This window comes from Blastococcus sp. SYSU DS0510 (genome assembly GCF_054050835.1).
In genome coordinates this window covers 1-20,655 of sequence record NZ_JBJHAC010000035.1, presented here as the reverse complement: position 1 = coordinate 20,655, position 20,655 = coordinate 1, and the positions used below count along the sequence as shown (strand labels likewise).

Here is a 20,655-nt window from a genome sequence, read left to right as displayed (position 1 = left end):
TGGCGGTCGGCGCAGGGGCCTGCGGCAGCAGAGTGACCGATCCGTGACCGTTCGGGGGATCGCGCTGCGCCGATCTACCCCTAGAGTCACGGCCCATGTGTGCCAGATCACTCGCCGGCCGTGCAGCCGGTGTGCGCCGCACACCCCGGCCGGGGCGCGTGCGCCGTCGTCGCCCCGGTGGGCGAGCGGCGGCGGTGCCCGCGCCGGCCGCGCGGCCCGGGAACGCGACCGCCCCGAGGCCTCGCCTCACCCCTCCTCGCACGCTCGCTCCCGCGCCCTCCGGCGGCGCAGAAAGGAGGTCCTCCTCGTGCTGAGCATCGAGTCGCTGCACGTCACCTACGGCGGAGCCGTCCAGGCCGTGCGGGGGGTGTCCATGGAGGTCCCCGACGGGAAGGTCGTGGCCGTCCTCGGCAGCAACGGCGCCGGGAAGACGACGCTCCTGCGCACCATCTCGGGCACCCTCCGGCTGCACCGCGGCCGGGTGGAGTCGGGGAGCGTGCGGTTCGACGGCACCGACCTGGTGTCCAAGGACCCGGCCCAGGCCGTCCGGCTCGGCCTCGTGCAGGTGCCCGAGGGGCGGCGCATCTTCGGGCGGCTGACCGTCGAGGAGAACCTGCGCGCCGGGGGGATGGGCAACCGCGACAAGGCGGCGAAGTCCGAGGCCCAGCAGCGGGTCTACGACCTGTTCCCTGTGCTGAAGGAACGGAGCTCGCAGCGGGGGGCGCTGCTCTCCGGCGGTGAGCAGCAGATGCTCGCCATCGGCCGCGCGCTGATGGCCAGCCCCCGGTTGCTCCTGCTCGACGAACCGTCGCTGGGGCTGGCGCCGCGCATCATCGGCCAGATCGGCGAGGTCATCGCCGAGATCAACCGGCAGGGCACCTCGGTGCTGCTGGTCGAGCAGAACGCGACGATGGCGCTCGGGGTCGCCGACCTGGCCTACGTGCTCGACGTCGGAGAGGTGTCCCTCTCCGGCGACGCGCGGCAGCTGTCCCAGACCGACGAGGTCCAGCGGCTGTACCTCGGTCACGACGGCGCCGGCGAGGCCGGCGAGCGGCGGGTCCGGGTGCCCTCGGGCAAGAAGCTCTCCCGGTGGACGGCATGACCGCGCCGCACGCCGCCGGCTCGCACGCCGCCGGGCCGGCCGCCGCCGGGCCGGACACCGGGTCGGAGATCCGGTCGGACATCCCGCCCGTCGAGGTCGACAACGTCAGCGTCCGGTTCGGGGCGATCAAGGCCCTGTCGGAGGTGTCCTTCACGGTCGCGCCCGGCTCGATCCACGCGATCATCGGCCCGAACGGCGCCGGCAAGTCGACGATGTTCAACGTCCTCTCCGGGGTCTACAAGGCCGCCGAAGGCCAGGTCCGGTTCGGTGAGCACCGGCTGGACCGGATGCGGCCGTACCAGATCGCCGGCATCGGCGTCGCCCGCGCGTTCCAGAACATCGCCCTGTCAGGCACCCAGTCGGTGGCCGAGAACCTGATGCTGGGCCGTCACCACCTGACCAAGGCCGGCTTCCTCGCCGCCGGCCTGCGGCTCCCGCGGGCGACGCGGGAGGGGAAGATCCACGGGGCCCGCGTCGCCGAGATCGCCGACTTCCTGGAGCTCGGGGAGAAGCTGCACACGCCCGTCGGCGTCCTCTCCTACGGCGACCAGAAGCGGGTGGAGGTGGCCCGGGCTCTCTGCACGGAGCCGCGGCTGCTCCTGCTCGACGAGCCCGTGGCGGGCATGAACGCCGAGGAGACCGACCGGATGGCCGACGCCATCCTCGAGATCCGGTCGGCGCTCGGGATCTCCGTCGTCCTCGTCGAGCACGACATGGGGATGGTCATGTCGCTGGCCGACCGCGTCACCGTCCTGGACTTCGGCCGGCGGATCGCCGACGGCACCCCGGCCGAGGTGCAGAACGACCCCGAGGTGATCCGGGCCTACCTCGGCTCCGGCGACGAGGAGAACCCCGCCGACGCCGCCGCCCACCACCACCCCTCCGACACGCCAGGGGCGACCTCGTGACCCAGTTCCTCTCCCTGCTCCTCAACGGCATCTCCCTGGGCGCGCTGTACGCGCTGATCGCCCTGGGCTTCGTGATCATCTTCAAGTCCAGCGAGGTGGTGAGCTTCACGCACGGCTCGCTGCTGCTGCTGGGCGCCTACTCCATCGCGCGGCTGTCGGACTCGATCGGGTTCCTGCCGGCCGTCGTGGTGGGCATCCTCATCACCGCGCTCGCCGCGTTCGTCATCGAGCGCCTGATCATCAACCGGCTCCGCGGTGCCGCGGTGATCAGCCTCGCGATCGTCACCATCGGCGTCGACATCATCATCCTGACCGAGCTGATCCGGCGGATCGGCTCGGACATCCTGAACGTGCCGCACCCGTGGGGCGGGGAGTCCTTCCGGGTCGGGAGCATCGGGCTCAGCCAGAACCGGCTGATCGCCTTCATCGTGGCGGCGGTCCTCATCGCCCTGTTCTTCGCGGCCTTCAAGTACTCGAACTGGGGCATCGCGATGCGCGCCTCGGCGGAGGACGGCGAGACGGCGGCGCTCATGGGCATCCGCCAGGGGCGGGTCTCCGCGCTCGCCTGGGTGGTCGCCGGCGTCCTCGCCGCCGTCGCGGCGCTGTTCCTCGTCGGCTCGCCCACCCCGGGCGTCAGCCCGACGGCGTACGCCGTCGCGCTGCGGGCCTTCCCGGCCGCGATCCTCGGGGGCCTGGACTCGACGGGGGGCGCGCTCGTCGGCGGCCTCCTCATCGGCATCGCCGAGGCGCTGGCCGCCGGGTACCAGGACCAGCTGCTCTTCCTCGGCCGCGGCTTCAGCGCCGTCGTCCCCTTCATCGTGATGATCGTGGTCCTCATGTTCCGGCCCTCCGGCCTGTTCGGGACGAAGGAGCTGACCCGTGTCTGAGTCGACGATGACGGCGACCCAGGGGGCGCACCGGTCGGGAGTCGACGCGGAGTCGTCGGCCGGCGGTGGCGGTTCCCGGTTGCGGTCGCTGCTGCGGCCGCTGCTGCTGGTCGCGTTCCTGCTGGTCCTGCTGGCCCTGCCGCTGTACGTGGAGGAGTTCTGGCTGCGCACGGGGTTCGCCGCCTTCGGCGCGATCGTCGGCGCGATCGGGCTGAACCTGCTCGTGGGCAACAGCGGGCAGCTGTCGCTGGCGCACGCCTTCTTCCTCGCCGTGGGTGCGGTCAGCTACGTCTACGTCTCCGGCGAGCCGGGCGGGCTCGGCGTCGCCGAGCTGGGCGGGCTGGGCCTGCCGCCGATCATCGGCATGATCGTGGGCGTCCTCCTGGCCGGGCTGGCGGGGCTGGTCTTCAGCCCCCTGGCCGCCAGGCTGCGCGGCATCTACCTCGGTGTGGCGTCGCTGGCGCTGGTCTTCATCGGCATCCACGTGCTCAACAGCTGGACCGAGGTCACCGGCGGCTTCAACGGGCGGGCGGCACCGGACTTCTCGCTGTTCGGCTTCACGTTCGCCAACAGCGATCCCGACCTGTTCGTGCTGGGTGTGCCGTTCCGGGAGGCCGAGCGGCTCTGGTACCTCGGCTTGGCCCTGGCGCTGGCCGCCTACGTGTTCGCCCGCAACCTGCTGCGCGGACGCCCGGGCCGTGCGCTGCAGACCCAGCGGGACAGCGAGGTCGCGGCCTCGGTGATGGGCGTCAACGTCCAGGGCTACAAGGCGCGGATCTTCCTGGTCAGCTCCATGTACGCCGGGCTTGCCGGCGTGATGTACGCGCTCTCGATCGGCAGCATCGCACCGGAGTCGTTCGGCCTCGAGCTGTCCATCCTGTACCTCGCCATGATCGTCCTCGGCGGGCTCGGCTCGGTGAACGGAGCCGTGCTCGGGGCGATCTTCGTGAGCGCGCTGCCGCTGGTCTTCCAGCGGTACGCCGACCTGATCCCGTTCGTGGGTCGCGGCGAGGGCCTGGCGGCCGGTGAGGCGGCCCGCTTCCTCTTCGGCGCGGCCATCGTCCTGGTGATCCTCTTCGAGCCCGCCGGCCTGGCCGGCATCGCCCGCCGCATCTCCGGTCGGTTCCGCCGTCCGGGAGGTCGGCTGACCCAGCGCCCACCCGACACACCCAGTCGTTCCACCGAGCCCACTCCGTCCGACCCACCAGCCCAAGGGAGCACCACGTGAGACTCAGCAAGCGATCGGCCGGCGCCACGATGCTGGCCGCCACCTTCGTCATGGCCGCCAGCGGCTGCAGCACCAAGGCACCGGAGTCCTCCGGCGGCGGCGGTGGCGGTGCGGCCGCCGGCGACGTCGCGACCGACATCGGCGTCGAGGGCGAGACGATCAACCTCGGTGTGCTCACCGACCTGACGGGCGTCTTCGCGGCGCTCGGCAACGACATCACCAACGCCAACTCCCTGTTCTGGGAGAACAACCAGGTCTGCGACACCTACGACGTCACCCTCGACGTCCAGGACACCGGCTACGTCCCCCAGCAGGGCGTCTCGCTCTACAGCGGCATGCAGGACAACGTCCTGGCCATGCAGCAGACGATCGGGTCGCCGATCAACACCGCGCTGGCCCCGGAGTACGAGGCCGACCAGATCGTCAACTTCCCCTCGGCCTGGTCCAAGACGCTGACCGAGATCCCGGGCACGGGTGTCGTGGGCGCCACCTACGACGTGGAGATCGCCAACGGCTACGACTACCTGTTCCGGGAGGGGCTCCTCCAGGAGGGCGACACCGTCGGCCACATCTACTTCGAGGGCGAGTACGGCGCCAACGGCGTCGAGGGCACCCGGGCCGTCGCCGAGGCCAAGGGCCTCGAGGTGATCGAGGCGCAGATCAAGGCGACCGACCAGGACATGAGCGCCCAGATCACCCAGTTCAACTCGGCCGGCGTGGACCTCATCGCGCTGACCGTGGCCCCGGGCCAGACGGCCTCGGTCGCGACGGTCGCCGCGGCGCAGGGGCTGGACGTGCCGATCCTCGGCAGCAACCCGGTCTTCGCGCCCGGCCTGCTGGAGGGCCCGGCCGCCGAGTGGCTGAAGACCCACCTGTACGTGGCGTCTCCGGTGTCGTCCTTCGACGCCCACCCGGAGCTGCTCCAGCAGTACCAGGAGGCCTACCCCGACGCCGTCCCGAGCCTGGGCGTCGTCGTCGGTTTCGGCATGAGCGAGATGATGAAGCAGGTCCTCGACGCCGCCTGCGAGAACGGTGACCTGACCCGTGAGGGCGTCCTGACCGCCTTCCAGGAGCTGGAGGAGGTCGACACCGGCGGTCTCGTCGTCCCGATCCGCGGCTTCGAGGTGGGCCAGTCGCCGAGCCTGGAGAGCTTCATCCTCCAGCCGGCCGACGTGCCCGGTGGTGCCACCGTCCTGGAGGACGCCTTCGAGGGCGAGTTCGCGGCCGACATCGCCGGCTGACCCCGCACGACCAGCGGCGCCCCCTCCCTTCCGGGGAGGGGGCGCCGTCGCGTGCGCCTACAGCCGCCCGGCTCGGGCGACCGGCACCAGCCGGAGGGCCAGGAGCGCGGCGAGCCCGGCGGCCGCGGCCAGGGGCAGGGTCGCCGACGTGGCGCGAGCGGCCACGGCCATCGCGAAGGGCGCGGCGAAGCCGAGGTAGGCGAAGGAGAGGAAGACCGAGGTCAGCGCCCCCAGCCGGGCCGGCGGGGCCAGCCGCGCGGTGAGCGTCAGCCCGGCCGCCAGGCAGAGCCCCCCGCCCGCACCGAGCAGGGGTGCGGCGAGGACCAGCCAGGGCAGCGCGCCCGTGGCGGCGAAGGCGGCGGCGCACCCGAACCCGAGCGTCCCCGCCGCGACGCCGACGACGGCGGTCCACGCGCGCAGCCGGCGCTGCAGCCCGGCGACGACGGTGCCCGCGCCCAGCGTGACCCCGGCCAGCACACCGGTGACCGCCACCCCGCCGTACGGCAGCTCCACCAGCAGCGGGACGGCGCTGATGATCGTCGAGGGGAACGCGTAGACGCAGATCGCCACTGGGGCCAGCACGCTCAGCAGCAGCAGCCCGTCGCCGTGGCGGACCAGCGGCGCATCCGGCGTGCCTTCCGTGCCGGTGCGTCGGCCGGGGACCAGGTCGACCGTCTCGGGCAACCGCATGGCGAAGGCCAACCCGACCGCGACGAGCACGGTGTGCACCAGGTAGGGGAGCACGGTGGGCGCCGGGGCGTACTGGCCGAGCAGGCCGCTGGTCAGCGGCCCGAGGGAGAAGCCGGCGGTCATGGCGAAGGCGGCGCGCCGCCCGCCCGCTCCCTCCCCGGAGGCCTTCGACAGCTCGCCGACCCACGCGCTCCCGACGCTGAAGACGACCCCGCTTACCACGCCCTGGGCGAAGCGGGCGGCGAAGAGCAGGAGCAGGGAGTCCCCGGCCGCGGCGAAGGCGAGCGATGCCAGCCCCGAGAGGACGATGCCGGGGATCGCCACCCGCCGGCGGCCCAGCTGGTCCGACAGCGGGCCGGCGAGCATGAGGGCGGGCACGAGCCCGGCGGCGTAGCAGCCGAACAGCGCGGTCAGCACCTCGGCGGAGAGGCCGAGCCGCTCCTGGTAGACCAGCAGGAGCGGGGTGGGGACGTTGGTGCCCGCCGCGACGGCGAACAGCGCGAACACGGCGCGCTTCCAGATCACCGGCGCACCCTACGGTGCCGCCGCGTCCGGCCCGCCGTCGTCGCGGGCGTGGTCGCGCAGTCCTCGCGGGGCAGCCGGCCGGCGCGCCCCCGTGGCCGCCGGGCCGGTCGCGGTGCCGGCGGCCCTGGGAAACGGCCTCCACAACCCGGATACGACGAAGCGGCCCCGCCCCGAGGGGCGAAGCCGCTGGTCGATCCCGGTGCGCCATCAGGGACTCGAACCCCGAACCCGCTGATTAAGAGTCAGCTGCTCTGCCAATTGAGCTAATGGCGCGGTGCGCCCGGGCAGCCGGGCACGAGCAGGAACGATACCAGCGACCACGCCGTGCCCGGTGCCGGGGGCAGGTGCTCTCCGCCACGTTCCCGTGGCCACCCGCCGGTCGTGCCCGTGTCGCATCCCACTCCTGGCTGTCGGACGTGCGTGGACACTGGTGGGGATAGTCCGCCCGGGTCCGGGGTGGGCCGGGGGAGGAGTCCGACGAGGTGCGACGCACAGCCACGATGATCGCGACGGGAGCGCTGGTCCTGCTGGCCGGCTGCACCGGGTCGGAGGCCGAGGTGTCGGCCGAGCCGACCGTCGCGGCCGCGCCGGCGACGATCGAGCTCGCGGTCGCCGACGGGGCGGTCGACGTCTCGCCCGTGGTCCCGCTGGAGATCTCGGTGAACGGCGGGGACCTCGACCAGGTCACCGTCACCGACGCCGCGGGGGCGCCGGTGCCCGGCGACGTCGCCGAGGACGACGGCACGGCGCTGTGGGAGCCGGAGACACCTTTGGCTTACGGCACCGGCTACACGCTCACCGCGACCGCCACGGGCGGGGCGGCGGAGCCCACGACGGCGACGTCGTCGTTCACGACGGTGGACCCGGTCTCCGTGGTGACACCGGGCATCGGCCCGCTCGACGGCCAGACCGTCGGTGTCGGGATGCCGATCCGCGTCTACTTCTCCGAGCCGGTCGCCGACAAGGCCGCCGTCGAGCGCAACCTCGTGGTCACGAGCTCTACGCCCACCGACGGCGTCTGGAGCTGGTTCAGCGACACCGAGGTGCACTTCCGCCCGTCGACGTACTGGCCCGCGGAGATCGACGTCACCCTGGACGCGAGCCTCTACGGCGTCGACTTCGGCGACGGCGTGTGGGGGGAGAAGGACCGCTCGATCTCCTTCTCCATCGGGCAGCGGCACGTCTCGGTCGCCGACGCCGCCACCCACACCATGGAGGTCTACGACGGCGACGAGCTGGTGCAGACCTTCCCGATGAGCGCCGGCGGCCCCGAGTTCCCGAGCCGCAACGGCCCGCACGTCGTCACCGAGCTCAACCGGGACCGCATCATGGACTCCAGCACCTACGGCACGCCGGTCGACAGCCCGAACGGGTACCGCACGCCGGTGGAGTACGCGGTCCGGCTCAACGACAACGGCGAGTTCGTGCACGCCGCGCCCTGGTCGGTGGCGCAGCAGGGGCGGGAGAACGTCTCGCACGGCTGCATCAACCTCTCCACCGAGCGCGCCGCCTGGTTCTTCGAGTTCTCGCGGCCGGGTGACGTCGTCGAGATCCGGAATTCCATCGGCCCGACGCTCTCGGCGGCCGACGGCGCGATCTACGACTGGGCCGTCCCCTGGGAGGAGTGGCGCGAGGGCAGCGCGCTGGCGTAGAAGCGGCGTTTCCGCGAGATCCCCGGGGGGCACCACCCCGTCGCATCCGAGGAGGGGGTCCGTCGTGGAGCCGTGGTTGATCGTCGTGCTGGTCGTCGTGGCACTGGTGCTGCTGGCGTTGGTGGCGTTCGCGTACACCAGGCGCTCGCGGACCACGGGGGCCCGCAAGCGGGCGCAGCAGCGCGAGGAGGCCCGCGACCACCTGCGCGAGGCCGAGCTCCGCGGCGCCCGGGCCGAGAAGGAGCAGGCGCTCGCCGAGGAGCAGGCCGCCCGCGCCCGCCGGGAGCTCGCCGAGGTGCAGGAGCGCGCCGCGCTCGCCGAGCAGGAGGCCCGGCAGCGCGCCGCCCGCGCCGAGGAGGACCGCACCGCCGCCGAGGAGCTCCGCGCGCAGGCCCAGCGCCTGGCGCCCGACGTCGCCTCCGACGGTCAGCCCCACCCCGAGGGCGGCGCCACGCGCATCTGACGCGCCACCGCTCAGTTCCCGCCCCCGCGGCGGTCCCAGTTCCGAGGACCGTCGAACCGGAGGGGTGCCATGACCGATCTGCTGGCCATCGGGACGCGCAAGGGGCTGTGGCTGGCCCGCAGCGAGGACGACCGCCGCACCTGGTCGCTCGACGGCCCGCACCTGCTGGCGCAGGAGGTCGCGGCGGTGTCCGTGGACACCCGTCGCGCCACGCCCCGGGTGCTGGCGGGTGTCCAGTACGGGCACTGGGGACCGTCGGTCACCTGGTCGGACGACCTCGGGGGCAGCTGGCAGGAGACCGACCACGGGGCCATCCGCTTCCCCGAGGACACCGGCGCGGCGCTCGGCCGGGTGTGGCAGTTGCGCCCGGACTCGGCCGACCGGCCCGACCTGGTCTGGGCCGGGTGCGAGCCGCAGTCGCTGTGGCGCAGCACCGACGGCGGCTGCAGCTTCTCGCTGGTGCGCGGGCTGTGGGACCACCCGCACCGGCCCACCTGGGAGCCGGGGGCCGGCGGCGGCGCGGTGCACACCGTGCTGCCCGACCCGGTCACCGACCGGGTGACCGTCGCGATGAGCACCGGCGGGGTCTACGCCAGCGACGACGGCGCCACCGGGTGGTCGCCGCACAACCGGGGCATCAGCGCCGTCTTCCTGCCCGAGCCGCCCGAGTACGGGCAGTGCGTGCACAAGGTCGCCGTCGACGCCGGTGACCCCGCGCGGATGTACGCGCAGAACCACTTCGGGGTCTTCCGCACCGACGACGGCGGCGGGTCGTGGACCTCGATCGCCGACGGGCTCCCGGCCGACTTCGGCTTCCCCATCGCCGCCTCGCCGACCGTGCCCGGCACCGCCTGGGTGGTCCCGCTGGTCGCCGACGTGCAGCGCGTCCCGCCGGACGGCCGGCTCCGCGTGCACCGCACCCGCGACGCCGGGGGCAGCTGGACCGAGGTCGGCGCCGGACTGCCCGACGGCTCCTGGACGGCGGTGCTGCGCGACGCCTTCTGCACCGACGACCACGAGACCACCGGCCTCTACCTGGGCACCCGCGACGGCTGCGTCTACGCCAGCGCCGACGAGGGCGAGACGTTCACCCTGGTCGCCGACCACCTGCCCGACGTGCTCGTCGTGCGGGCGGCCCGGCTGCCGTGAGCGGGGCCGGCATGACCGTGGAGGTGGTCCTTCCCGGGTCGCTGGCCGACCTCGCCGGGGGGACGCGGCACCTGCGGGTCGACCCGGACGGCGCGACGCTCGCCGCGGTGCTGGACGCGGTGGCCGCCCGGCACCCGGTGCTCGGCCGGCGCATCCGCGACGAGGCGGGCGCGGTGCGGCGGTTCGTCAACGTCTACGTCGACGGTGAGGACGTGCGCTGGCAGGGCGGCCTGGCGACCGCGGTCCGCGACGGCGCGGTGGTGCAGGTGCTGCCCTCGGTCGCCGGCGGCTGTTGAAGGACCCCTGCCCCCGGCCCCGTCCCGAGGCTCGTCCCGAGCCTGCGAGGGATGAGGAGGACGGGGTCCTTCCACTCGTCGCGGGACCCTGCAGGCGGCCTCAGAGGTCGGCGAGCGTGGCGCAGTTCGGGCAGAGCTGCGCGTCGTCGTAGCCCTCCGGCGGCCAGGGGAGCTGCTCGTCGATGGAGACGAAGGCGCCGCAGAGCGCCTTGCGGCTCTGCCCGTTCACCCGCCCGATCGTCGCGTGCGCCGGGCCGATCTGCCGGGGGGTGAGGCCCTCGGCGCCGAAGGACCCGACCATGACGACCGCGTGTGCCGTGCCGTACGCGTAGACACTCGTCATGCGCCCAGAGTCCGAGCCCGCGGCCGGTTGCGCCACCACCGCCGGGCACGTGTCCGCCGCACCCGTCACACCACCCCCACCCGACTCGCGCGGTGTGCGGCGGGTGGGGATGGTGGCCCGGTTTCCCGGCGGGGTCCTTGCTCAGGAGGCGTAGATCTTCTCCACCTCGGCGGCGAACTCCTTCATGACCACCGAGCGCTTGAGCTTCAGCGAGGGGGTCAGCTGGCCGCCCTCCACCGTCCACTCGACCGGCAGGACCGCGAAGGACTTGATCGACTCGGCCTTGGACACCTGCGCGTTCGCCCGGTCGACCGCGGCCTGGAGCTCGGCCAGGACCTCCGGGTCGTCGACCAGCTCGGCCAGCGGGGTGTCGGTCGGGCGTCCCTTGGCCTCCAGCCACCCGGGCAGCGCCTCGGCGTCCAGGGTTATCAGGCAGCCGATGAACGGGCGGTTGTCGCCGACGACGATGCACTGGCTGACCAGCGGGTGGGCGCGGATCTTGTCCTCGAGGACTGCGGGCGAGACGTTCTTCCCGCCCGAGGTGACGATCAGCTCCTTGATCCGCCCGGTGATCGTCACGTAGCCCTCGTCGTCGATCACGCCGACGTCGCCGGTGGCGAACCAGCCGTCGCGCATCGTCTCGGCGGTGGCCTCCGGGTTGTGCCAGTAGCCGCGGAAGACCTGCGGCCCGCGGATGAGGATCTCGCCGAGGTCGTCGATGCGCACCGCCGAGCCCGGCGCCGGCCGGCCGACGGTGCCGACCTTCATGGCGTCCGGGCCGCTGACCGTGGCCGGGCCGGTGGTCTCGGTGAGCCCGTACCCCTCGAGGATGGTGACGCCGATGCCGCGGAAGAAGTGGCCGAGGCGCTCGCCCAGGGGCGCGCCGCCGGAGAGCGCGTACTCCACCTGGCCGCCCATCGCCGCCCGCAGCTTGCCGTAGACCAGCCGGTCGAACAGCGCGTGCTGCAGCTTCACCGCCAGCGAGGGGCCGCCGGTGTCCTGCCCCTTGGACCAGGCGACGGCGACGCGCTCGGCGCGGTCGAAGATCGCTCCCTTGCCGCCGGCGTGCGCCTTCTGCCGTGCGCCGTTGTAGACCTTCTCGAACACGCGCGGTACGGCGACGAGGAAGGTCGGCCGGAAGCTGCCGAGGTCGGCCAGCAGCGAGGCGAGGTCGGGGGTGTGGCCGAGCCGGGCGCCGTTCTGGATGCAGCCGACCTCGATGATCCGCGCGAAGACGTGCGCCAGCGGCAGGAAGAGCAACGAGCTCGCGTTCTCGGCCACCATCGCGGGGATCACCCTGGGGGCGAGCTCCGCGACGTACAGCAGGTTGCCGTGGGTGAGTTCGCAGCCCTTGGGGCGCCCGGTGGTCCCCGACGTGTAGATGATCGTGGCGAGGGTGTCGGTGGTGAGCGTGGCGCGGCGCGCGGCCAGCTCCTCCTCGGGCACCTCGTCGGCGCGGGCGGCGGCCGCCTGCAGGTCGCCGGCGTCGACGGTCCAGATCTCGCGCAGGTCGGGCAGGTCGGCCCGGACCGACTCGACCAGGGCACGGTGCGCGGCGCTCTCGACGACGACGGCGACCGCTCCGGAGTCCGACAGGATCCACTGGGCCTGCTCGGCCGAGGAGGTCTCGTAGATCGGGACGCCGACGGCGCCGGCGGTCCAGATCGCGTAGTCGGCCAGCGTCCACTCGTAGCTCGTCCGGCCGAGGATGCCGACACGGTCGCCCGGCCCGACGCCGGCCGCGATCATCCCGCGGGCCAGCGCTGCAACCTGCTCGGCGAACTCCCGGCTGGTGACCGGCACCCAGACGCCGCCGACGTTGCGGCTGAGGGCGACCCGGTCGGGGTTCTCGCGGGCGTGGGTGGTCACCGCGTCGGGCAGCGCGGCGGTGGCCGGGATCTCGAAGGCGGTGGGGCTGGAGTACTCCTGCACGGGTGGGCTCCTCGGGGTGACGACGCGACACTGTGACGTGGCTCGCGAAGATACAGAACGAGCGGTCTGTATGTTCGGGTTCCCGGCGCGGGGCCGCCCGGGATCCGTGAGTTCCCGGAGGTCGGTGTGCAGTCAGCCCTCTACGAGGCCGAGCACGAGTCGTTCCGCGCGATGCTGCGTGACTTCCTCGCCAAGGAGGTCACCCCGCACCACGACGAGTGGGAGAAGGCCGGCGTCGTCGACCGCTCGGTCTGGCTGCGGGCCGGCGAGCAGGGACTGCTGGGCATGGACGTGCCGGAGGAGTTCGGCGGCGGCGGGGTCAAGGACTTCCGCTACAACGCCATCCTCTCCGCCGAGGTCAGCCGGGCCGGCGCCAGCGGCCTGGGGTTCACGCTGCAGAACGACGTCGTCGCGCCCTACCTGATCGGGCTCACCACGGACGAGCAGAAGCGACGCTGGCTGCCCGGGCTCGTCAGTGGCGAGATCATCACCGCGATCGCCATGACCGAGCCGGGCGCGGGCTCGGACCTGCAGGGCCTGCGCACCACCGCCCGCCGCGACGGCGAGGAGTGGGTGCTCAACGGGTCGAAGACCTTCATCACCAACGGCATCAACGCCGATCTCGTCATCGTCGTCGCCCGCACCGACCCCGAGGCCGGCGCCCGCGGCTTCTCGCTGCTCGTCGTCGAGCGCGGCATGCCCGGGTTCGAGCGCGGCCGCAACCTCGACAAGATCGGCCTCAAGGCGCAGGACACCGCCGAGCTGTTCTTCGAGGACGTGCGGGTGCCGGCGGCCAACCTGCTCGGCACGGAGGGCCACGGCTTCTTCCACCTCATGGAGAACCTGCCGCAGGAGCGCCTCTCCATCGCCGCGGGCGCGGTCGCCTCGGCGCGCATCGTGCTCGACCTGACCGTCCGGTACTGCAAGGACCGCACCGCCTTCGGCAAGCCGATCGGGTCCTTCCAGAACACCCGGTTCGAGCTCGCCGAGATGCACACCGAGGTGTCGATCGCCGAGACCTACCTCGAGAAGGCGATCCACGAGCACAACGCCGGCCGGTTCACCGTCGAGGACGCGGCGATGGCCAAGTGGTGGACGACGGAGCTGCAGAAGCGCGTCGTCGACCGGTGCCTGCAGCTGCACGGCGGCTACGGCTACATGCTCGAGTACCCGGTCGCCAAGGCGTTCCTCGACTCGCGCATCCAGACGATCTACGGCGGGACGACGGAGATCATGAAGGAGATCGTCGGCCGCTCGCTCGGCGTCTGAGCCCGTCCACCCGTCCCGAGAGGACCCGTATGGCCACCGAGGCACGAGCATGAGCACCGAGGCGTTCATCTACGACGCCGTGCGCACCCCGCGCGGCAAGGGCAAGAAGACCGGTGGGCTGCACTCGGTCAAGCCGATCAGCCTGACCACCGGCCTCATCGACGAGGTGCGCCGGCGCAACCCCGGGCTGGACCCGGCGCTGGTCGACGACATCGTCCTGGGCGTCGTCTCGCCGGTCGGGGAGCAGGGCGCGGTCATCGCCCGCACCGCCGCCCTCGCGGCCGGCCTGCCCGACACGGTTGCCGGCGTGCAGATCAACCGGTTCTGCGCCAGCGGCCTGGAGGCGGTCAACCTCGCCGCGCAGAAGGTGCGCTCGGGCTTCGAGGACCTGGTGCTCGCCGGCGGCGTCGAGTCGATGTCCCGCGTGCCGATGGGTTCCGACGGCGGCGCCTGGCCGATGGACCCCGAGACCGCCGCCCGCACCGGCTTCGTCCCCCAGGGCATCGGCGCCGACCTGATCGCGACCCTGGCCGGCTGGAGCCGGGAGGACGTCGACGCCTACGCCGCCGAGTCCCACGCCCGCGCGGCGAAGGCCTGGTCGAACGGCTACTTCGACGGCTCGGTCGTCCCGGTGACGGACCGGAACGGCACGGTCGTCCTGGACACCGACGAGCTGGTCCGCCCCGGCACCACCGTCGAGTCGCTGGCCGGGCTGCCGTCGGCGTTCGCCGGGATCGGCGACATGGGCGGCTTCGACGCCGTCGCGCTGAACAGGTACCACTGGGTCGAGCGCATCGACCACGTCCACACCGCCGGCAACTCCAGCGGCATCGTCGACGGCGGGGCCCTGGTGGTCGTCGGCACCGAGGATGCGGGGCGCCGCAACGGGCTGACTCCCCGCGCCCGCATCGTGAGCACCGCCGTCTCCGGCGCCGACCCGGTGATCATGCTGACCGGCCCCGCGCCCGCGACGCACAAGGCGCTGGCGAAGGCTCGGCTCACCGTCGACGACATCGACCTGGTGGAGATGAACGAGGCGTTCGCGGCCGTCGTCCTGCGGTTCATGGCCGACACCGGCTTCCACCACGAGCAGGTCAACGTCAACGGCGGGGCCATCTCCATGGGGCACCCGCTGGGCGCCACCGGCGCGATGATCCTGGGCTCGCTCGTCGACGAGCTCGAGCGGCGCGACCTGCGCCGCGGCCTGGCCACCCTGTGCGTCGGCGGCGGGATGGGCATCGCCACCGTCGTCGAGCGAGTCTGAGGAGCACCGCAGTGAGTGACAGCACCATCCGCTGGGAGTCCGGCGCCGACGGCGTCGTCACCCTCACCCTCGACGACCCCGCGTCGTCGGCCAACACCATGAACGACGCGTACGTGCGGTCGATGGGCGAGACGATCGACCGGCTGGAGCGGGAGCGGGACTCGGTCCGCGGCGTCGTCCTCACCAGCGCGAAGAAGACCTTCTTCGCCGGCGGGAACCTCGGCAGCCTGATCCAGGCGACGCCGGAGACCCGCGACCAGGTCCTCGCCCAGGTGGCTCTGGTGAAGAGCCAGCTGCGCCGGCTGGAGACCCTCGGCGTCCCGGTCGCCGCAGCGATCAACGGCGCCGCGCTCGGCGGTGGCCTGGAGATCGCGCTGGCCTGCCACCACCGCGTCGTCCTCGACGACCCGAAGGTCACGCTCGGCTTCCCCGAGGTCACCCTCGGCCTGCTGCCCGGCGGCGGCGGGATCGTCCGCTCGGTCCGGCTGCTCGGCCTGACGACGGCGCTGCTGGAGCTGCTGCTGCAGGGCCGGCAGGTGCGGCCGGACAAGGCCGTGGCGCTGGGGCTGGTGCACGAGTCGGCGGCCGACCGCGACGAGCTGCTCGCCAAGGCGCGCGCCTGGGTGCTGGCGAACCCGGACGCCGCCCAGCCGTGGGACACCAAGGGCTACAAGGTGCCCGGCGGCACCCCGTCGTCGCCGTCGCTGGCCAGCACGCTGCCCGCGTTCCCGGCGAACCTCACCAAGCAGCTCAAGGGGGCGCCGTACCCGGCTCCCTACGCGATCCTCTCGGCCGCGGTGGAGAGCCTGCAGGTCGACGTCGACACCGCGTTCACCGTCGAGGGGCGCTACTTCGTCTACCTGGTGGTCGGGCAGATCTCGACCAACATGATCCAGGCGCTGTGGTTCGACCTGAACCGGATCAACGGCGGCGGGTCGCGGCCGGCGGTCCAGGAGCGGTTCACCGTCGCCAAGGTCGGCGTGCTCGGCGCCGGGATGATGGGCGCCGGCATCGCGCACGCGTTCGCGAAGGCCGGCGTCGACGTCGTCCTCAAGGACGTGAGCGCCGAGGCCGCCGAGAAGGGCAGGGCGCACGTCGCCGGGCTGGTCGGCACGCAGGTGTCCCGCGGGCGCATGAGCCGGGAGAAGGCGGATGCCTTCCTCGCCCGCATCACCCCCACCGGCGACGCCGCCGACCTCGCCGGCTGCGACGTGATCGTGGAAGCGGTGTTCGAGGACACCGCGCTGAAGCACCGGGTGCTCGCCGAGGCCGAGGCGCACGCCGCGAGCGGTGCGCTGCTGGCCTCCAACACCAGCACGCTCCCGATCACCGGCCTCGCCACCGGTGTGCAGCGGCAGTCCGACGTCGTGGGCATGCACTTCTTCTCGCCGGTGGACAAGATGCCGCTGGTCGAGCTGATCGTGGGGGAGCAGACGTCCGACGTCGCGCTCGCCCGCGCCTACGACGCCGTGCGGCAGATCGGCAAGACGCCGATCGTCGTCTCCGACAGCCGCGGCTTCTTCACCAGCCGCGTCTTCGGCACGCTGGTCCTGGAGGGCGCCGCACTGCTGGCCGAGGGCGTCGCGCCGATGAGCGTGGAGCGGGCCGCGCTCCAGGCCGGCTTCCCGGCCGGGCCGCTGACCCTGCTCGACGAGGTCACCCTCACCCTGCCGCTGAAGATCCGCGACGAGGCGGCCAGGGCCGGCGCCACCGACGACCACCCCGGCGTCGCGGTGCTGCGCACGCTGGTCGAGCACGAGCGCACCGGGAAGTGCTCGGGGCAGGGCTTCTTCGACTGGCAGCCGGAGAAGCGGGTCTGGCCCGGGCTCGCCGAGCTGTTCCCGGCCCGCGACCCACAGGACCCGGCCGCGGTGCCCTTCACCGACACGCAGGAGCGGCTGCTGTTCGCCATGGCGGTGGAGACGGCGCGCTGCCTCGAGGAGCAGGTGCTGCGGACCGTCGAGGACGCCAACATCGGCTCGATCATGGGCATCGGCTTCCCGCCGCTGTACGGCGGCGTGCTGCAGTACGTCGACCAGTACGCGGGCGGGGTCGCGGGCTTCGTGGCCCGGGCCGACGCGCTGGCCGACCGCTACGGCGAGCGGTTCCGCCCGCCGGCGATCCTGCTGGAGCGGGCGGTGCCGGCCGGCAGCCTGCGGGCCGCCGCGGCGGTCTGAGACGACGCCGAGGTGACCGCTGCTCCGACGGCGCGCCGGACGCAGGCCGAACGGCGGGCCAGCACCCGCGAGGCGCTCGTGCGCGCCACCGTGGGGGCGCTGGTCGAGCTGGGCTACGCACGCACCACCACCCAGGAGGTGCAGCGCCGGGCCGGCGTCTCCCGCGGCGCGCTGACCCACCAGTTCACCACCAAGGCCGAGCTCGTGCTGGCCGCGGTCGACCACCTCTACGAGGAGTTCAGCGCCAGCGTGCGCCAGGCCGCGGTCGACCTGCCGGCGGACCCGGCGGCGCGCGCCCGGCTCGGGGTGGAGCTGGTCTGGGAGAGGTTCCACGGAACCTTGTTCGTCGCGGCGATGGAGCTCTGGGGTGCCGCCCGGACCGATCCCGAGCTGCGCGCCGCGCTGCTCCCGCACGAGCGCCGGCTCGGGGCGCAGCTGCGGATGCTGGCCATGGAGGTGTTCGGCGAGCAGGTGGCGCGGCACCCGCAGGCCGAGGCGGTCTACCAGGTGCTGCTCACCTCGATGCGGGGCCAGGCGCTGACCTATGCGCTGCAGCCCGACGCCCCCCGCACCGGCCCGCACGTCGAGCACTGGCAGTCGATCGTGGAGGCCTTCACCGCCCGCGGGGACCGCCTGAGAAGCTGACGCCCTCGACAGGTGCTGCTTCGGGGGGCGCGGATCGATGGCCACGACGGCCCTGCTGGTGCTCGACATGGTCGGCACCTTCGCCTTCGCCCTCAACGGCGCCCTCACCGCGCTGCGCACCACCCGGCTGGACATCGTCGGCGTGGTCACCCTCGGCATGATCACCGCGCTGGGGGGCGGGACCATCCGGGACGTCTTCCTGGACAGCCTGCCCCCGGCCACCTTCCTGGACTCTCGCTACCTCGCGGTCGCCGCCGGCGGTGGCCTGATCGCCTTCGTCGCGGGGCCCTACCTGGAGCGGCTCAACGGGGCGATCAACGTGCTCGACGCCGCCGGCCTGAGCCTGTTCGCGGTCACCGGCGCGCTGAAGGCCCTCGACCTCGGCTTCGGCCCCGCGCAGGCGGTGATCGTCGGCGCGATCACCGGCGTCGGCGGCGGCACGCTCCGCGACGTGCTGATCCGGCAGGTCCCCTCGGTGCTGACCAGCGGGCTCTACGCCGTGCCGGCGCTGGTCGGGGCGACGGCCGTGGTGGTGGCGGAGCTCCTCGGCACCCGCGGGCCGGTCGCCTCGGTCTGCGCCGCCGCGCTGTGCTTCACCATCCGGATGGTGGGGGTGCACTTCGACGTGCACGCGCCCTTCCCGCCGGTGCGCCGGCCGCGTCGGCGGGAGGGGCCGGCGTCCCGGGGGCGCCTCCGCCGGGCACCGGGCCGGCGACGATCCCGGTCCTGACCGGCGCCGGACCCACCACCGGCCCGCGCGGCGCGGTTCAGGGTGTCCGCTCGGCCATCGGCAGGATCTCGCCGCTGTCCACGCGGGCGCGGTAGCCGTTGATCTCCCGCTTCACGACCCGGGCCAGGATGTAGAGCCCGATGATGTTCGGCAGCGACATCAGGAAGATCATGCTGTCGGAGAAGCCGATCACCGCATCCAGGGTCGACGAGGCGCCGATGACCACGAAGAGGCAGAAGATCAGTTTCCACGTCCGGTCGACGATCATCGACTCGCCGAACAGGTAGGTCGCGGCCTTGAGGCCGTAGTAGCTCCAGGCCAGCATCGTCGAGTAGGCGAAGAGGATGACCGCGACGGCCAGCACGATCGGGAACCAGTCGACGACGGTCTCGAAGGCCGCCGACGTCGTCTCCACACCGGGGTCGCTCGCCTCGTCGGCGTAGGTGCCGGTGATGACGATGGCCAGCGCTGTCATCGTGCAGATGACCACGGTGTCGATGAACGGCTCGAGGACGGCGACGTGGCCCTCGGTGGCCGGGTGCTCCGTCTTGACCGCCGAGTGCGCGATCGCCGCCGAGCCCAGGCCCGCCTCGTTGCTGAACGCGGCCCGGCGGAACCCCTGGATGAGGACGCCGACGATGCCGCCGTAGCCGGCCTCGGGGCTGAACGCCTGGGAGACGATCGCCCACAGCGCCTCGGGGATCTGCCCCAGGTTGGCGAACAGCACGGTCAGGCAGGCGAGCACGTAGAAGACCGCCATGAACGGGACCAGCTTGTCGGTGACCCGGGCGATGCTGCGGATCCCGCCGATGATCACCGCGCCGACGAAGAGGGCGAGCACCAGGCCGAACACCGCGCCGGCGGCGCCGAACCCGAGCGGGCCGTCGTCGCCGCCGGTGACCGACTGCGCCTGCTGGAAGGCCTGGTTGGCCTGGAACATGTTGCCGCCGCCGACGGCCCCGCCGAGGGTGAAGATGCAGAACAGGATGGCGAGGACCTTGCCGAACGTGCCCAGCCCCGGACTCCTCTCCCGCAGTCCCTTGGTGAGGTAGTACATCGGGCCGCCGGAGACCCGCCCGTCCGGGTAGACGTTGCGGTACTTCACCCCGAGCGTGCACTCGACGCCCTTGGTGCACATGCCGAGCAGGCCCGCGACGATCATCCAGAGCGTGGCGCCCGGCCCGCCCAGGGAGATCGCCACGGCCACGCCGGCGATGTTGCCCAGGCCGACGGTGCCCGAGACCGCCGTCGCCAGGGCCTGGAAGTGGGTGACCTCGCCGGCGTCGCGGGGGTCGTCGTACCGGCCGCGGATCAGCTGGATCGCGTGGCTGAAGGCGCGGAACTGGAAGCCGCGCAGGTAGATCGTGAAGAAGAGGCCGGCGATGACCAGCCAGACCACGATGAGCGGGAGCTCGACGCCCTCGTCGATGAACTCCAGCGGGACGGCGAAGAAGACGATCCCGGTGATCCACTCGGAGATCGGCGCGAAGAAGCCGTCGACCTGCTCGTCGAAGGTGGCGGCCAGCAGCGAGTCGGACGGCGAGGTCATCACGGCACCACCAGGACGGGGATGGGGGACAGCTGGATGAGGCTGCTCGGCGTCGACCCGAACAGCAGGGTGCGCACCCGGCTCTGCCCGGTGCGGCCGACGGTGATCCAGGCGGCGTCGTGCTCGCGGGCCAGGCGCACCAACGTCTCGGCGGGGTGCCCGTGCCGGACGACCCCCTCGATCGTCAGGTCGCCGGCCTCGGAGAGCCGGGCGACGACCGGGTTCAGGACGCGTTCGCGGGCGGCGGTGGCCTCCTGCTCCTTCTCCACGGGGCGGCGCTCGTTCTCCTCCGCGGTGGTGAAGGAGTAGGGCGACCAGGGGACGACGCAGGCGACGACGAGCCGCAGGTGGTGACGGCGGGCGGCATCGGCCGCCGCATCCGCGGCGCGACCGCTCGACTCGCTGCCGTCCAGGCCTACCAGGATGGATTCGGGCACGGGCCCACCTCCGGCGGAGAGGATGATCGGGCGACCGTAGCGATGTTCGCGCCGGTCGGCAGGTCGAGCGCGCGCCTCCGCCGGCCGGGGGTCAGGACGCCGGTGTCACGTGCCGCGCGGGCGGGCGGAGGGCCCCGTCGGTGGGGTCGCCGCCCTCGGCGACCCCAC

General features: G+C 73.0%; 19 protein-coding genes and 1 tRNA gene. 14 read left to right on the top strand and 6 right to left on the bottom strand.

Annotated elements, in window-relative coordinates; all coding sequences use genetic code 11:
- Positions 1–307 precede the first annotated feature (307 nt).
- From ACI79P_RS20590 to ACI79P_RS20570, 5 genes are read left to right on the top strand one after another with little or no spacing between them, the layout of a single operon-like run.
- Entirely contained in the window at positions 308–1,102 is a 795-nt protein-coding gene (locus ACI79P_RS20590; RefSeq protein ID WP_456582926.1) for an ABC transporter ATP-binding protein, read from the top strand.
- A complete protein-coding gene (locus ACI79P_RS20585) occupies positions 1,099–2,010 on the top strand; it encodes an ABC transporter ATP-binding protein (protein WP_456582925.1) in 912 nt (303 codons plus the stop codon). Before ACI79P_RS20590 ends, ACI79P_RS20585 begins: the two co-directional genes overlap by 4 nt.
- Positions 2,007–2,897 carry a branched-chain amino acid ABC transporter permease gene (locus ACI79P_RS20580; RefSeq protein WP_456582924.1) on the top strand — a complete coding sequence of 297 codons (891 nt, stop codon included), beginning with the start codon at positions 2,007–2,009 and terminating at the stop codon, positions 2,895–2,897. Before ACI79P_RS20585 ends, ACI79P_RS20580 begins: the two co-directional genes overlap by 4 nt.
- Complete coding sequence (locus tag ACI79P_RS20575; protein ID WP_456582923.1) at positions 2,890–4,125, top strand: branched-chain amino acid ABC transporter permease; 1,236 nt, start codon at positions 2,890–2,892, stop codon at positions 4,123–4,125. The genes ACI79P_RS20580 and ACI79P_RS20575 overlap by 8 nt, the downstream gene beginning before the upstream one ends.
- The gene (locus tag ACI79P_RS20570; protein ID WP_456582922.1) at positions 4,122–5,366 is read left to right on the top strand and encodes an ABC transporter substrate-binding protein; all 1,245 of its coding nucleotides are present in this window, start codon (positions 4,122–4,124) and stop codon (positions 5,364–5,366) included. Before ACI79P_RS20575 ends, ACI79P_RS20570 begins: the two co-directional genes overlap by 4 nt.
- 57 nt (positions 5,367–5,423) lie before the next feature.
- Here the strand turns inward: ACI79P_RS20570 and ACI79P_RS20565 are convergent, their stop codons facing one another.
- Together ACI79P_RS20565 and ACI79P_RS20560 are read right to left on the bottom strand one after the other, a co-directional pair.
- Complete coding sequence (locus ACI79P_RS20565) at positions 5,424–6,581, bottom strand: MFS transporter (RefSeq protein ID WP_456582921.1); 1,158 nt, start codon at positions 6,579–6,581, stop codon at positions 5,424–5,426.
- 200 nt (positions 6,582–6,781) lie between these two features.
- A tRNA-Lys gene (locus ACI79P_RS20560) sits at positions 6,782–6,854 on the bottom strand.
- A gap of 209 nt (positions 6,855–7,063) precedes the next feature.
- Here ACI79P_RS20560 and ACI79P_RS20555 point away from each other — a divergent pair.
- From ACI79P_RS20555 to ACI79P_RS20540, 4 genes are all read left to right on the top strand, one after another.
- Positions 7,064–8,233 carry a L,D-transpeptidase gene (locus ACI79P_RS20555; RefSeq protein WP_456582920.1) on the top strand — a complete coding sequence of 390 codons (1,170 nt, stop codon included), beginning with the start codon at positions 7,064–7,066 and terminating at the stop codon, positions 8,231–8,233.
- Positions 8,234–8,297: 64 nt separating this feature from the next.
- Positions 8,298–8,696 carry a hypothetical protein gene (locus ACI79P_RS20550; RefSeq protein ID WP_456582919.1) on the top strand — a complete coding sequence of 133 codons (399 nt, stop codon included), beginning with the start codon at positions 8,298–8,300 and terminating at the stop codon, positions 8,694–8,696.
- Between the two features lie 69 nt (positions 8,697–8,765).
- Entirely contained in the window at positions 8,766–9,845 is a 1,080-nt protein-coding gene (locus ACI79P_RS20545) for an exo-alpha-sialidase (RefSeq protein ID WP_456582918.1), read from the top strand.
- Positions 9,846–9,856: 11 nt separating this feature from the next.
- On the top strand, positions 9,857–10,141 hold the full coding sequence (locus ACI79P_RS20540) for a ubiquitin-like small modifier protein 1 (RefSeq protein WP_456582917.1): 285 nt from the start codon (positions 9,857–9,859) through the stop codon (positions 10,139–10,141).
- Positions 10,142–10,241: 100 nt separating this feature from the next.
- Here the strand turns inward: ACI79P_RS20540 and ACI79P_RS20535 are convergent, their stop codons facing one another.
- Positions 10,242–10,484 carry a hypothetical protein gene (locus ACI79P_RS20535; protein WP_456582916.1) on the bottom strand — a complete coding sequence of 81 codons (243 nt, stop codon included), beginning with the start codon at positions 10,482–10,484 and terminating at the stop codon, positions 10,242–10,244.
- 141 nt (positions 10,485–10,625) lie between these two features.
- Complete coding sequence (locus tag ACI79P_RS20530) at positions 10,626–12,416, bottom strand: AMP-dependent synthetase/ligase (RefSeq protein WP_456582915.1); 1,791 nt, start codon at positions 12,414–12,416, stop codon at positions 10,626–10,628.
- Between the two features lie 126 nt (positions 12,417–12,542).
- Between ACI79P_RS20530 and ACI79P_RS20525 the strand changes: the two genes are divergently transcribed.
- From ACI79P_RS20525 to ACI79P_RS20505, 5 genes are read left to right on the top strand one after another with little or no spacing between them, the layout of a single operon-like run.
- Positions 12,543–13,685: an acyl-CoA dehydrogenase family protein gene (locus tag ACI79P_RS20525; protein ID WP_456582914.1), complete on the top strand. Its 1,143-nt coding sequence runs from the start codon at positions 12,543–12,545 to the stop codon at positions 13,683–13,685.
- 49 nt (positions 13,686–13,734) lie between these two features.
- Positions 13,735–14,949: an acetyl-CoA C-acetyltransferase gene (locus ACI79P_RS20520; protein ID WP_456582913.1), complete on the top strand. Its 1,215-nt coding sequence runs from the start codon at positions 13,735–13,737 to the stop codon at positions 14,947–14,949.
- 11 nt (positions 14,950–14,960) lie between these two features.
- Complete coding sequence (locus ACI79P_RS20515) at positions 14,961–17,126, top strand: 3-hydroxyacyl-CoA dehydrogenase NAD-binding domain-containing protein (protein WP_456582912.1); 2,166 nt, start codon at positions 14,961–14,963, stop codon at positions 17,124–17,126.
- A 12-nt stretch (positions 17,127–17,138) separates the two neighbouring features.
- Complete coding sequence (locus ACI79P_RS20510; RefSeq protein WP_456582911.1) at positions 17,139–17,771, top strand: TetR/AcrR family transcriptional regulator; 633 nt, start codon at positions 17,139–17,141, stop codon at positions 17,769–17,771.
- 37 nt (positions 17,772–17,808) lie between these two features.
- A complete protein-coding gene (locus ACI79P_RS20505; protein ID WP_456582910.1) occupies positions 17,809–18,501 on the top strand; it encodes a trimeric intracellular cation channel family protein in 693 nt (230 codons plus the stop codon).
- Between the two features lie 37 nt (positions 18,502–18,538).
- Here ACI79P_RS20505 and ACI79P_RS20500 read toward each other — a convergent pair whose 3' ends face one another.
- Together ACI79P_RS20500 and ACI79P_RS20495 are read right to left on the bottom strand one after the other, a co-directional pair.
- Positions 18,539–20,050 (bottom strand): alanine/glycine:cation symporter family protein, encoded by a 1,512-nt coding sequence (locus tag ACI79P_RS20500; protein ID WP_456582909.1) that lies wholly within the window; start codon positions 20,048–20,050, stop codon positions 18,539–18,541.
- Positions 20,050–20,487: a universal stress protein gene (locus ACI79P_RS20495; RefSeq protein ID WP_456582908.1), complete on the bottom strand. Its 438-nt coding sequence runs from the start codon at positions 20,485–20,487 to the stop codon at positions 20,050–20,052. Before ACI79P_RS20495 ends, ACI79P_RS20500 begins: the two co-directional genes overlap by 1 nt.
- Between the last annotated feature and the right edge of the window lie 168 nt (positions 20,488–20,655).